Origin of the sequence: Streptomyces physcomitrii (assembly GCF_012273655.1) — a bacterium.
GTDB classification, from domain to species: Bacteria; Actinomycetota; Actinomycetes; order Streptomycetales; family Streptomycetaceae; genus Streptomyces; species Streptomyces physcomitrii.
This window is the reverse complement of sequence record NZ_JAAWWP010000007.1, coordinates 208336-220972: the sequence shown is the minus strand read 5'-3', so window position 1 is coordinate 220972 and position 12637 is coordinate 208336. Positions and strand designations below refer to the sequence as shown.

Sequence of the window (12637 nt, the reverse complement as noted above, 5' to 3'; positions counted from 1 at the left end):
CGCGATGGCACTGAGCGCACGCATCGGTACGCGGGACGGCTGGGCGGTGCCGCACGCGGTCGTCACGCTGACCGATATGACGGGTACGCAGGTGCTGCGTGCCGAGGTCGACGAGGACGGCGCCGTCCAGGAGCCCACCGAACTCGCCCCCGGCGCCTACACGGTGATCGTGACCGCGGTCGGCTACCAGCCGCTGGCGCAGAGCGCCCTGGTGACCGCCTCCGGCCGGGTCGACCTCGGCCGGATCGCGCTCGCCCGGCAGGGCGGCGACGAGCTCCCGCCGCCCGGGCCCTGGACCGTCGACCCGGTGCACTCCTCGGTGGCCGCGATCGCCCAGCACCTGGGGATCTCCAGTGTGCGGGGGCGGTTCCTGGACTTCGGGGCGCGGATCGAGATCGCGGCCGACCAGGCGGACATCGCCAAGTCCCGGGTGGAGGCCGTGATCCGCTCGGCCTCCATCGACACCGGCAACGCGACGCGGGACGGGCACCTGAAGTCCCCCGACTTCCTGGACGTCGAGCGCTACCCGGAGATCACCTACCGCTCCCACGGCCTCACCCCGGCGGGCACCGACCGCTGGACCGTGCACGGCGAACTCGGCCTGCACGGCGTCCAGCGGTCGGTGGAGCTCGACCTGAGCTACCTCGGCACCGGGCCCGACCCCTGGGGCGGACTGCGGGCCGCCTTCCGCGCCACCGCCGAACTGCGCCGCGAGGACTTCGCGATGAACTACAACCAGGTGCTCCAGACCGGCATGGCCGCGATCGGCACCACCCTCCGCGTGGAGCTGGACATCCAGGCGGTCCAGGGGGAGTCGCTGCCCGAGGTGTAGCGCGGGAATCCGCCGTGTCCGGGGCCGGGCCAAGCGCCCTGCCCGGCGGTACGGTATGGGGCGGAGAACTGAAAAAAGGGGAGTGTCGGATGCCGGTGCCCTTGCCCTTGTCCCTCCTTTTCCGCACCCGCCGCGCGTTCCGTACCCGTCGCGGCTCACCTGTCGGTTTCGGATTGCCTGTCCGGTCGGGGTCGCCTGTCCGGTCCGGGCCACCTGTAGGTTCCGGATTACCTGTCCGGTCCGGGTCATCCATCCGGTCCGGGTCGTCCTTGCGGTCCGGGTCAGCTGACCGGCGGGGGCCGGGTGCACGGCGGTTGCGCGCCCCGGTGGCCGCGCTGCTCGGTGCCGGGCTGCTCGCCGCGCTCGCCGCCCCGCCCGCGGCGGCCTCGTCCCCGGCCGGGCGGGGGCACGGCACGGTGCCGCTGCGGGTGGCCACGTACAACATCCACGCCGGGGCGGGCATGGACAACGTCTTCGACCTCGACCGGCAGGAGGCGGCGCTGCGCGCGCTCGGGGCCGAGGTGATCGGCCTGGAGGAGGTCGACGTCCACTGGGACGCGCGCAGCCAGTGGCGCGATCTGGCCGGCGAACTCGCCCGGCGCCTGGGGATGCACGTCTACTTCGCGCCGATATACAGCCTCGACCCGGCCGCCGAGGGCGATCCCCGGCGCGAGTTCGGGCTCGCGGTGCTCTCCCGGTACCCGATCACCGAGGCGCACAACCACGCGATCACCCGGCTCTCCACCCAGGACCCGGACCCGGTGCCCGCCCCGGCCCCCGGCTTCCCCGAGGTCGTCGTACGGGTCCACGGGGTACCGGTGCACGTCTACGCCACGCACCTGGACTACCGGGGCGACCCCGCGGTGCGTACCGCCCAGGTCGCCGACACCCGCCGCCTCATGGCCGAGGACTGCGACCGGCACGGCCGCTGCCCCCGCCAGATCCTCCTCGGCGACTTCAACGCCGAACCGACCGCACCCGAACTCGCGCCGCTGTGGCGCGAGTTGACGGACGCCGACCCCGCTGCGCCGAGCTATCCGGCCCAGGACCCGGTCAAGCGGATCGACTATGTGGCGGTCGGCGAGGGGGTGCGCGTCCGGGATGCCCGGGTGGTCGCGGGCCTCGCCTCGGACCACCTGCCGGTCGTCGCCGATCTCCGGCTGCGCAGGGGGCGTTGAGGCCGGGGAGGGACAGGGGATGCGGCGAGAGGGGTGGGACCAGGATCGCTCGCGGCCTTGGTCCCACCCCTCCCCTTCCTCTTCCTCCGGTTCCGCCTCGTAGCGGCTAACTGCCCGCCTTCGTGCGGGAGTTCGTCTCCTTGGCCGTCCCCTGCTGACCCTTCGCCGTCGACTTCTCCTTCGTCGTGGACTTCTCCTTCGTCAGGTCGTAGAAGGTGGATTCGCCGACCGTCACCTTGGTGAAGTGGGACTCGACCCAGGTGGAGATGGCCGAGGAGGTGCCGCGTTCGCCGCCGCCCATCCGGCCGCCGGGCATCTCCGCGCCGCCGCCCATGCCGCCTCCGGCGAGGAAGTAGTGGATACGGCCGTCCGCCACGTACTGCTGGAACTGGGCGAGGGTCGGGGAGGGGTCGGTGCCGTTGAAGCCGCCGATCGCCATCACGGGCCTGCCGGTGGAGAGTTGGTAGCTCGCCGCGTTCTGGGAGCCGATCGCCGCCGCTGCCCAGGTGTACCGGTCGGCGTCCTTCTTCAGCAGTGCGGAGGCCTTCGCGCTCACCTGCTGACCGCCGAGCAGGCCGCCCATTCCGCCACCGCCGCCACGTCCGCCGGGGCGTTCGGCGCCGCCGCCCGTACCTCCGCCGGGGAAGCCACCGGGGAAGCCGCCTCGGCCGTTGCCCTGGCCGCCGGGTGCCTGACCGCCGGGGCCTTGTCCGCCGCCGGGGAAGGCGCCACCGGGGCCCTGCCCGGCGCCGCCGCCAGGGCCGTTGCCGGTCTGGCCGTTGCCGCCGGGAGCGTTGCCGCCTTGGCCGTTGCCGCCCTGGCCGCCGCCGGGGAAGTTGCCGCCGGGGCCGCCCGGACCCCCGGCCCCTCCCCCGGGGCCGCGGCCGCCGCCGAAGCCGGGCATGCCCGCGCCCGCCGGTCCGGCCGTCGGAATCGAGCCGGTGTGCGGGGAGTTGAGGGTCGACAGGGTGTACGCGACCGGGCCCGCCAGGCAGGCCGCGAGGGCCAGCGCGAGGGCGCCGCGGACCGGCGCGCGGTGCAGCCGCGGCGCGAGGGCCAGCAGGACCGCCGCCGCGAGGCCGCCGAGGAGGACGGCCCAGCGCAGCCAGGGCAGGTAGTCGGGGGTGCGGTTCAGCAGGACATGAGCCCAGACGGCGGTGCCCGCGACGGCGGCGCCGAGCAGCAGCGCGGGCCAGGCCTCGGCGCGGCGCTCCCAGAGGCCGGTCGCGCCCATCGCCACGACGGCGGCGAGGTACGGGGCGAGGGCCACCGTGTAGTACTGGTGGAAGATCCCCGCCATGAGGCTGAAGACCAGGCCGGTGGCGAGCAGGGAGCCGCCCCAGGCGAGATGCGCCGCGCGCGCCGTGTCGGTGCGCGGCGCCCGGCGGGTGAGGACGAGTCCGGCGATCAGCAGGAGCAGCGCGGCGGGCAGCAGCCAGGCCACCTGGGCGCCGGTGGACTCGTCGAACATGCGCAGCAGCCCGGTGTCGCCCCAGCGGCCGCCGCCTCCGCCGGGGCCGCCTCCGCCGCCGACGCTGCCGGTCTCGTCGCCGTTGATGCGGCCGAGGCCGTTGTAGCCGAAGGTCAGCTCCAGGAAGGAGTTGTGCTGGGAGCCGCCGATATAGGGCCGTGAACCGGCCGGCCACAGCTCGACGAGCGCCACCCACCAGCCGCCCGCGAGCACCAACACGACCCCGGAGAGCAGGAGTTGACCCAGCCTGCGGCGCAGCGGCACCGGTGCGCAGACCGCGTACACCAGGGCGAGCGGCGGCAGGATCAGGAAGGCCTGGAGGGTCTTGGTGAGGAAGGCGAGGCCGACGGCGGCGCCCGCGAGGAGCAGCCAGGCGGTGCGTCCGGCCTCCAGGGCGCGCAGCACCGCGTACACCGTCACCGTCATCAGGAGGGTGAGCAGCGCGTCCGGGTTGTTGAAGCGGAACATCAGCGCCGCGACCGGGGTGGTGGCGAAGACGGCGACCGCGAGGAGTCCGGCCGCGGCGCTGAACCGGCGCCGCACCGCCGCGTACAGCACGGCCGCGGTGCCCACGCCCATCAGCGCCTCGGGCACCAGGATCGCCCAGGAGTTGAGGCCGAAGAGGCGGACCGAGAGCGCCATCGGCCAGAGCGCGGCCGGGGGCTTGTCCACGGTGATCGCGTTGCCCGCGTCCAGCGAGCCGAAGAAGAAGGCCTTCCAGTCCGCGCTGCCCGCCTGGACCGCCGCCGAGTAGAAGGAGTTGGACCAGCCGGAGGCGCTGAGGTCCCAGAGGTAGCCGACCGCGACCAGGAGCAGCAGCCCGAGGAAGGCGGGCCGCACCCAGCGGGCGTCCTCCGGGCGGCCGCGCCACAGCCGCGCGGCGCCCTCGGTGGCGCGGGCCGAGACGGCGGACAGCCGGTCCGGGGGCCCGGCGGCGGGGCGAAGGGTCTCGGTATGGCTGCTCATCGGGAGCTCTCCGGGTCGTGGTCGGGGGTGGTGGCGGGGGCGCTGTCGCGCGGCGGGGCGGGGACGGTGTCGTGCCGGGAGGCGAGGACGCCGTCGCGGACGGGGGTGCGCAGGTCGTCGCGGACCGGGGTGCGGAGATCGTCGCGGACGAGGGTCTCGTCCGGGTCGCGGCCGGGGACCTGGCCGCCGGCGGGCGGTGGGGTGCGGGCCTCGGTGAACACCCAGGCGCGCAGCAGCAGGAAGCGCAGCACGGTGGCGGCCAGGTTCGCCGCGATGAGGACCGCGAGTTCGGCGGAGTGCGAGGCGTGGCTGCCCGCCGCGTCGAGGGCGGCGAGCGAGCCGCTGGTGAGCGCGAGCCCGATGCCGAAGACGACGAGCCCCTGCGCCTGGTGCCGTACGGCGCCGGGCCGGCCGCGCACCCCGAAGGTCAGCCGCCGGTTGGCCGCCGTGTTGGCGAGGGCGGAGAGCAGCAGGGCGAGCGCGTTGGCGGCCTGGGGTCCGCACACCGTACGGAAACCGGAGTACAGGAGCAGATAGAGCAGCGTCGACAGGACGCCGACCGTGCAGAAGCCGAGGAGCTGGCGGGCGAGCCCGCGCGGCACCCCGGGCAGCGCGCGGTCGCGCGGATCGTCGCCGAAGGGGCGGGCCAGCCGGTCCAGCGGCAGCGAACCGGCGGCGAGCGCGCGCCCCACCCGCCAGACGCCGCGCAGGTCCTCGACCGCGGTACGCACCAGGTGCACGGTCGAGTCCGGGTCGTCGACCCAGTCCACCGGCACCTCGTGGATCCGCAGCCCGGCGCGCTCGGCGAGGATCAGCAGCTCGGTGTCGAAGAACCAGTTGGTGTCCTCGACCAGCGGCAGCAGCGCCTGCGCCACCTCGTAGCGGATCGCCTTGAATCCGCACTGGGCGTCGGAGAAGCGGGCGGCGAGCGAGCCGCGGAGCACCAGGTTGTAGGCGCGGCTGATCAGTTCGCGGCGGGGGCCGCGCACCACCCGGGAGCCGCGGGAGAGCCGGGTTCCGATCGCCAGGTCGGAGTGGCCGGAGATCAGCGGGGCGACCAGCGGCAGCAGGGCGTTGAGGTCGGTGGACAGATCGACGTCCATGTACGCGAGCACCGGCGCCGTCGAGGCCGACCAGACGGTGCGCAGCGCCCGCCCCCGGCCCTTCTCGTCCAGCCGGACCGCCGCCACCTGCGGCAGGCTCAGCGCGAGCCGCTCGGCGATCTCCGGGGTGGCGTCGGTGGAGGCGTTGTCCGCGACGGTGATCCGGAAGGGGTACGGGAAGGTCCGCAGCAGATGGGCGTGGAGGCGCCGGACACAGGGTTCGAGGTCGCGCTCCTCGTTGTGGACGGGGATCGTCACGTCGAGCACCGGGGCGGTCTCCGGGTCGGTGCCCGGGGCGCTGCCGGGAGCCGCCATCGGGTCGGCTTTCCGGCTGGTCGCGGGCGCCGCGGGGACGGCCGGTAGGTGCTGCCGGGCGGGCAGGGCGCCCGGCCGGGCCGAGTGCCGGGGCGGGCCCGGCGGGATGTCTGTGCGCATGACCCCGACACTCGCCGGGGCCGCTGTCACGGCTGTGTGCTGAGCCTGTGGCCGGGCTGTGAGGTGGGGGGCGGGGGTGACTTCGGGGGCGTGTCTTCTTCGGCCGGGGGCGCGTCCGGGGGTGCGTCTTCGTCAGCCGGGGGTGCGGGGGCGTCTTCGTCGTCCGCGTACGCGTCCGTGTCTCCGTACGCTCCGTACGCGTCCATGTCCCCGTACGCCTCGTACGTGTCCGTCTCCCCGTACGCCGCCGGATCCTCGTACGCCGTCGCCGGGAGGCGCAGGGTGAAGACGGTGCGGCCCGGTCGGGAGGTCACCGTGACCTCGCCGCCGTGGGCGCGGGCCACCGCGCGGACGAGGGCGAGACCGAGGCCGGTGGAACCGGCGGCCCGGGAGCGGGAGGTGTCCCCGCGCACGAAGCGCTCGAAGACCTGGCCGAGCAGCGGGGCGGGGATGCCGGGGCCGTTGTCCTCGACGTCCAGGAGGAGGTGGGGGCCGCCGACCGGAGGGCCGACCGGACCGGCCGCGGGGTCGGTGCCCGAACTGGCGGCTGGGTCAGTGGAGTTGTCCGGCACCCCGGGTTCGACCTCGGCGTCCGCGGGGGCCGCCACGGGTCCGCGGTCCTGGTGGCGTGCCCCGTGGCGGGCCGCCTTCTCGCCGGGTACGAGACGCGGGACGGGTACGGGATCCTCGCGCCGGAGCCGCAGGGTGACCGTGGTGCCCGGTGGGGTGTGGGTGCGGGCGTTGGCGAGGAGGTTGACCAGGACCTGCTGCAACCTGCCCGCGTCGCCCCGGACTTGGCCGCGCCGCTCGGTCAACTCCAGCCGCCAGTGGTGCTCCTGGCCCGCCGCCCGGGCGTCGCTGAGCGCGTCCACCGCCAACGGGGCGAGGTCGACGGGCTCGTGGAGCAGCGGGCGGCCGGAGTCGAGGCGGGCGAGCAGCAGCAGATCCGCCACCAGTCCGGTCATCCGCTCGGCCTCGGACTCGATGCGGTGCAGGGCGTGCCGGGTGTCCGGTCCGGTCGACTCGCCGCTGCGGCGGGTGAGTTCGGCGTAGCCGAGGATGGAGGCGAGCGGGGTGCGCAGCTCGTGCCCGGCGTCCGCGACGAACTGGCGTACCCGGGTCTCGCTGCGCTGGCGGGCGTCGAGCGCCTCGTGCACATGGTCCAGCATCCGGTTGAGGGCGGCGCCGACCTGGCCCACCTCGGTCCGGTCGTCGGCGTCCGGCACCCGCTCGTACAGCCTCACCTCGCCGCGGTGCAGGGGGAGTTCGGAGACCCGGGTCGCGGTGGCGGCCACCCGGCGCAGCGGGCGCAGCGCCACCGAGGCGAGGGCGGTCCCGGCGAGGGTGGCCGCGACCAGACCGGCGGCGGTGACGCTCACCTCGACCACGAGCAGGGTGCGCAGTGTGTTGCTGACCTTCTCGGTCGGCACCCCGACCAGGAAGGAGCCGTTGGCGCCGCTGCGGAACTCCACCCGGTAGCCGCCGAGGCCCGGCAGCTCCACGCTGTGCGGCCGGCCGTCCCTGGCCACCGAGCCGAGCGCGGACCGCTGCGCGGCGGTGAGCACGGCGGCCTCGGACCGGGGGCCGCGCCAGCGGTCCTGGTTCTGGTCCCGAGACTGTTCCTGGTCCGCCGGGCTGCCGGTCCCGGAGTCGGTTCCGGCCCCGGTTCCGGAGTCGGTTCCGGAGTCGGTTCCGGAGTCGGTTCCGGAGTCGGTTCCGGAGTCGGTCTCCGTGCTGACCAGGGCGCGCTGGATGGTGCCGTTGCCGTCCAACTGGGCGCCTATGGTGCCGAGTTCCTGGGGGCCGAGGGTGACGAAGGCAAGCCGGTCGTCGGGGCGGTGGCGGTCCGGGAGTTCCTTCGGCGGTCCGGCCGCGCGCATCGCGACCTCGCCGAGCGAGCCGTCCAACTGCTCGTAGAGGTGCGAACGCAGCGCTATCGCGGTGACCGAACCGATCACCGTGCACACCACCGCGATGAGCACCACGGCCGAGACGACGAGCCGGGTGCGCAGCGAACGCGGCCCGGTGCGCGGGGCGCGGAACCAGGTGCGCGGGGCGCGGGTCCTGGTGCGCGGGGCGCGGAGCCGGGTGGCGCTCACTGCCCGGTGGCCGCCTTGATCAGGTAACCGGCGCCGCGCCGGGTGTGGATCATCGGCTCGCGGCCCGCGTCGATCTTCCGCCGAAGGTAGGAGATGTACAGCTCCACGACGTTGGCCTGGCCGCCGAAGTCGTACGACCAGACGCGGTCGAGGATCTGCGGCTTGCTCAGCACCCGGCGCGGATTGCGCATCAGGAAGCGGAGCAGCTCGAATTCGGTGGCCGTCAGATGGATGGACGTGCCCGCCCGGGTCACCTCGTGGCTGTCCTCGTCGAGGCTGAGGTCGCCGACGACGAGTACCGAGTCGTTGCGGGTGTCGGCGGCGCCCGAGCGGCGGATCAGTCCGCGCAGCCGGGCCACCACCTCCTCCAGGCTGAAGGGCTTGGTGACATAGTCGTCGCCGCCCGCGGTCAGCCCCGCGATACGGTCCTCCACGGCGTCCTTGGCCGTGAGGAACAGCACCGGGATGTCCGGCAGTTCGCGGCGCAGGCGGCCGAGGATGGACAGCCCGTCCATGTCGGGCAGCATCATGTCGAGCACCACCGCGTCGGGGCGGAAGGCGCGGGCGGTGCGCACCGCCTCGGCCCCGTCGGCGGCGTGGCGGATCTTCCAGCCCTCGTAGCGCAGCGCCATCGAGAGCAGCTCGGTGATCGACTGCTCGTCGTCGACCACGAGCACCCGTACCGGACTCCCGTCCGGCCTCAGCAGTTCGGTACGCCCCTGGGGCGAGGTCACGGTCATACCGCATACCCTCTGCCGCCGCGGTGAGAGGCCTCTCAGGGAATTCTGTGAATTGCCTGAGAAAGCCGCGGCGGCCGGCCCCCGCTCAGAACAGCCCGCCCTGCACCGCCGCCGGGGAACCGGGCAGCGGCCGTACCGGCGCCGTCGCCCGCTCCGCCCCCTCGGCCGCGAGCAGCCGCCAGCCCGCGAGCAGCCTGCCGTCCACCACGAGGAGCCGCCCGCCGCCGCCCGCCGCCGTGCCGGGTTCGGCGAGGTGCAGATCGGGACCGGCGGCGGCGAGCAGCCGCCCGGCCACGGTGGCCTCCGGCGCGAGCGAGGTCACCACCCAGGAGGGTCCGGTGGCCGCGCGGGACGGTCCGGTCACCCGGCCGGGCGGCCCGGGTCCGTCCAGCCCGAACACCCCGCCGTGGTCCACCACTTCGCAGGGCAGCGGCGCCAGGGACTCCGGCCAGCCGGGCAGGGCGCGGGCCCGGGCGTGCAGAGCGGCGATCCCGGCGGCGCGGTCCGCGGGCGGCGGCAGCGCGGTACGTACGGTGCGCTTGGCGGCGTACGGGATGCGGTCGGGTACGCCGAGGGCGGTGCGCAGCAGCTCCTCGGTCCTGCGGGCCGCCATCAGCGGGCCGGTGCCGAGCCAGCTGAAGGCGACGGCGCCCTGTTCGAGCAGCCGCGCCGCGCCCCGGGCCGCCCCGGTGATCCCGGTCTTCAGCATCCCGGGGCCGAACCAGGCCAGATAGACCCGGTACGGCCGCGGATCCTCGGCGAAGGTGTCGGCGGCCACCGAGTGCGCCCGGTCAAGGGCCGCGCACTCGGGGCACTGCGCCCGGGTGGCCGTACCCGGCACCTCCCGCGCCCCGGGGCAGGGCGTGACCCGGCCGCCGCGCCACACCCCGGTGCACCGGCGCTCCCCGACCGCCCGGAAGGCCAGCCGGTCCCCGAGCGTGAGCACGCTCCCGCGCTCCCCGCGCTCCTGCCCGTACCAGCGGAGCACGGGCCGGGCAGCCGGGCCGGACGCGGCCCCTTGTCCCCGCTCTTCTTCGCCCTGCTCCTGTCCTCGTCCTCCCCCGTCCCGCTCTCTACGGCCGTCCTCGCCCTCCCCCAGCCGTCTCCGGTTCTCCCCGTCCTCCCCTTCCCGGCCCCCGCCTTCCTCGCGCCACCGCATCCCCGTGCACCACCACGCCATGACCCGACGCTAGCCGGAGGGTCTGACAATGGCCGGGCGGGCGGGGACGGCGGCGGCAAGCGAAAGCCGCAGCGGAGGCGGGACCGGGGGCGGTAGCGGCAGTGGCGGCACCGGCACCGGCACCGGCACCGGCACCGGCACCGGCACCGGCAAGCAACAGCGGCAGCGGGGCGGCGGCAACGGCGGCGGGGGTGGGGGCGGCAGCGAACGCAAGCGGCAGTGGCGGCAACGGCAGGCAGCAGAGGCTCGCCGCCGGGCGACACGGCTCGGCGGGAGCGGCGGGAGCGGCGGACGGGCGCCGGGTGGCGGTAACAAGGGGAGTCACCACCTGTCACCCGTGAACCTTCACCAGGGAGCCCCCATGATCCAGCCGCGCCCCTCGGACCCCCACCCCTCCGGCCCCTACTCCGCCGGCCCCGGCAGCCCCTTCGCCGGCGGCCGGGTGGCGACCCGCCTGCCCGCCGTGGACCTCGACCGCGCCCGCCGCTTCTACTCGGAGAAACTCGGCCTCGAACCGGTCGACGAACGCCCCGGCGGCCTCCTCTACCGCACCCCCGGCGGCGACTTCGCCCTCTTCCAGTCCACCGGCTCCTCCCCCGGCACCTTCACCCAGTGCGGCTGGGAGGTCCCGGACCTGGACGCCCTGGTACGCGAACTCCGCTCCCGCGGCGTGGAGTTCGAGGAGGTCGACGTCCCCGGCCTGCGCACCGTCGACGGCATCGCCGAGGTCCGCGGCAACTACCCCAGCAAGCACTCCCACGGCGAACGCGCCGCCTGGTTCCGCGACAGCGAGGGGAATCTGCTGGGGGTGGGGGAGCCGGTGGCTTGAGGGAGGGAGGAGGTACGGCGGGCGCGGGGGCTGGTCGGCAGGGCATCTGCCGCCGGTCGGCAGCGGTTGGTCAGCCGGGTCGCCTGAAGCTGGTCGCCCGGGGCCGGGAAGGGCACGTCACCTCAGCCGGTCGGCCCGCCCGGATCCACCGCCGACCGGTCCTTCCGCCAGAGGAACACCTCGGTCCCCGGCTGCCGTGCGGAGAACCGGCCCACCGGGGAAGCCTCGTACAGCAGGCGGCGCAACTCCTCCTCGAAGGCGGGGAGTTCCGCGCCGAACAGATGAGGCGCCGAGAAGGACATCGAGAACGTCCACGCCACCACCTCGTCTACGCTCCGCACCAACACCTGCCCACCGGGCACCACACAGCGCCGGGGCCCCGCGAACCCCGCCCGCGCGAACACCTCTGCCTCCCCGCCCGGCGTTCCCCGCGGCAACACACCCCGCCCCGCCCTCCGCACCGGCCCCAGATACCGCCGGACCACTTCGCCGATCGCCTCATACGGCACGGCGGGGTACGGCAACTCGTCGGCAAGATACGGGAGTTCGTCAGGAGGTGAGTCCGTCGGTGCGGGGGGCGTGAGGCGCCGGGTCGATGTCACCTCGGGCGCGGAATCCGCGCGGCACCGGGTCGACATCGCCTCCGGTACGGGGTCCGCGCGGTACCGGGCGGCTGACACCTCCGGCGCCGAGTGCGCGGGGGTCCCGGCACCGTACTCCCCCAACCCCTCGGCCTTCTCGTTCTCGTTCTCTTTCAGATCGGAGACGTGCACCAGGGTCCCGCCGGGCCGCAGCATCCCCATGACGGTGGCGGCCACCCGCTCGCGCTCCACCCAGTGGAAGGACTGCCCGAAGGCCACGACACCGAACGTGCCAAGACCGGCGGGCAGTTCCTCAGCCCGGGCCCTCACCCACCGCGCCCGCGAGGCCACCCCCAACTCCCCGGCCGCCCGCTCCGCCTCGGCGATCATCCCCCGGTCCGGATCCACCCCGACGACCTCCCCGAACCAGTGCGCCAGCGGCAACGCGAGCGTCCCCGGCCCACACCCCACATCGAGCAACCGCCCACGCCCGTCCAGCCCCAACTCCTCGGCAAGCACCTCCACCCACCCGGGCGCGTACGGCAACCGCCCCCGCCGGTAGTAGGCAGCCGCCCCCGCGAACAAGCTCTCGTCCCACTCCCAACCGACCACCATGCCCGCGCCGCACCCGCCTCTCTTCGACTTCCGAAGCCCCGGCGCCGACTCCGATACCCCGCCTCGTTCCGCACCCACCCGGCGTACCCCGACTCCTCCTGAGGCACCCGCCACAACATGCGCCCTCGGGTCGCCTCACCCTCCGAGGGAATCACCCATCGAGGAATCGTCCCGCCCGTACTGCCCGGCCAGGGTCACCCTGACCGTGGCCACCCCGGCCCCGGCGACCACCGCAACCGCCGAGGCCCGCTCCGCGCTCACCCCGCCAACGAGCACCAGCACGCAGAGCACCGCGGCGCCGAACACGACGACGGCCACAAATGCCCTACGGAGCCGCCGGGTTCGCCGCCCCAAGCCCGCCTCGGACACGCTCACCTCACCGTTCGCCCCGCCGTCAGCCACGGGTCAACCCCCTTTCCCAGAATGGGACTTCACCACCGGACGGTCCTCCGGTCGCCGAGACCCGTGGCGAGCCCGCCGGACCATCCGGGTGAACTGGCCCCATGAGATACCGAGAACACCTTCCCGACAAACCCACGCACCTCGCCTTAAGCCGAATGGCGAGCAGGGAAGGGTCGGGCCAAAGAGCCTCCCGAACCGCGGCCCAA

At 74.7% G+C, this 12637-nt stretch carries 10 protein-coding genes; 3 read left to right on the top strand and 7 right to left on the bottom strand.

Annotated features, from left to right (window positions below; translation table 11 throughout):
• Positions 1–4 precede the first annotated feature (4 nt).
• Positions 5–832 carry a YceI family protein gene (locus HFV08_RS14210; protein ID WP_168539412.1) on the top strand — a complete coding sequence of 276 codons (828 nt, stop codon included), beginning with the start codon at positions 5–7 and terminating at the stop codon, positions 830–832.
• Between the two features lie 314 nt (positions 833–1146).
• Positions 1147–2010, top strand: a complete 864-nt coding sequence (locus HFV08_RS14205; RefSeq protein WP_210430265.1) for an endonuclease/exonuclease/phosphatase family protein — start codon at positions 1147–1149, stop codon at positions 2008–2010.
• A gap of 106 nt (positions 2011–2116) precedes the next feature.
• Here the strand turns inward: HFV08_RS14205 and HFV08_RS14200 are convergent, their stop codons facing one another.
• From HFV08_RS14200 to HFV08_RS14180, 5 genes are all read right to left on the bottom strand, one after another.
• A complete protein-coding gene (locus tag HFV08_RS14200; RefSeq protein ID WP_168539410.1) occupies positions 2117–4447 on the bottom strand; it encodes an ArnT family glycosyltransferase in 2331 nt (776 codons plus the stop codon).
• A complete protein-coding gene (locus HFV08_RS14195) occupies positions 4444–5985 on the bottom strand; it encodes a bifunctional glycosyltransferase family 2/GtrA family protein (protein ID WP_246341726.1) in 1542 nt (513 codons plus the stop codon). Before HFV08_RS14195 ends, HFV08_RS14200 begins: the two co-directional genes overlap by 4 nt.
• 26 nt (positions 5986–6011) lie before the next feature.
• Positions 6012–7997 (bottom strand): sensor histidine kinase, encoded by a 1986-nt coding sequence (locus HFV08_RS14190; protein ID WP_246341754.1) that lies wholly within the window; start codon positions 7995–7997, stop codon positions 6012–6014.
• Between the two features lie 83 nt (positions 7998–8080).
• Positions 8081–8824 (bottom strand): response regulator transcription factor, encoded by a 744-nt coding sequence (locus tag HFV08_RS14185; RefSeq protein WP_040251576.1) that lies wholly within the window; start codon positions 8822–8824, stop codon positions 8081–8083.
• A gap of 85 nt (positions 8825–8909) precedes the next feature.
• Positions 8910–9812 carry a DUF2797 domain-containing protein gene (locus HFV08_RS14180; RefSeq protein ID WP_312885604.1) on the bottom strand — a complete coding sequence of 301 codons (903 nt, stop codon included), beginning with the start codon at positions 9810–9812 and terminating at the stop codon, positions 8910–8912.
• A 553-nt stretch (positions 9813–10365) separates the two neighbouring features.
• Here HFV08_RS14180 and HFV08_RS14175 point away from each other — a divergent pair.
• Positions 10366–10833 (top strand): VOC family protein, encoded by a 468-nt coding sequence (locus HFV08_RS14175; protein ID WP_246341725.1) that lies wholly within the window; start codon positions 10366–10368, stop codon positions 10831–10833.
• A gap of 122 nt (positions 10834–10955) precedes the next feature.
• On the opposite strand, the gene HFV08_RS31590 is transcribed toward HFV08_RS14175, so the two are convergent.
• Positions 10956–12029, bottom strand: coding sequence for a class I SAM-dependent methyltransferase (locus HFV08_RS31590; protein WP_246341724.1), 1074 nt, complete (start codon positions 12027–12029; stop codon positions 10956–10958).
• A gap of 135 nt (positions 12030–12164) precedes the next feature.
• The gene (locus HFV08_RS14160; protein WP_168539408.1) at positions 12165–12347 is read right to left on the bottom strand and encodes a hypothetical protein; all 183 of its coding nucleotides are present in this window, start codon (positions 12345–12347) and stop codon (positions 12165–12167) included.
• Positions 12348–12637 lie beyond the last annotated feature (290 nt).

What these genes read in the sequence shown, in the direction of transcription:
- HFV08_RS14210 (WP_168539412.1), top strand. Translation starts at nt 5, where the DNA reads ATGGCACTGAGCGCACGCATCGGTACGCGGGACGGCTGGGCGGTGCCG.
- HFV08_RS14200 (WP_168539410.1), bottom strand. Translation starts at nt 4,447, where the DNA reads ATGAGCAGCCATACCGAGACCCTTCGCCCCGCCGCCGGGCCCCCGGAC.
- HFV08_RS14195 (WP_246341726.1), bottom strand. Translation starts at nt 5,985, where the DNA reads ATGCGCACAGACATCCCGCCGGGCCCGCCCCGGCACTCGGCCCGGCCG.
- HFV08_RS14185 (WP_040251576.1), bottom strand. Translation starts at nt 8,824, where the DNA reads ATGACCGTGACCTCGCCCCAGGGGCGTACCGAACTGCTGAGGCCGGAC.
- HFV08_RS14175 (WP_246341725.1), top strand. Translation starts at nt 10,366, where the DNA reads ATGATCCAGCCGCGCCCCTCGGACCCCCACCCCTCCGGCCCCTACTCC.
- HFV08_RS31590 (WP_246341724.1), bottom strand. Translation starts at nt 12,029, where the DNA reads ATGGTGGTCGGTTGGGAGTGGGACGAGAGCTTGTTCGCGGGGGCGGCT.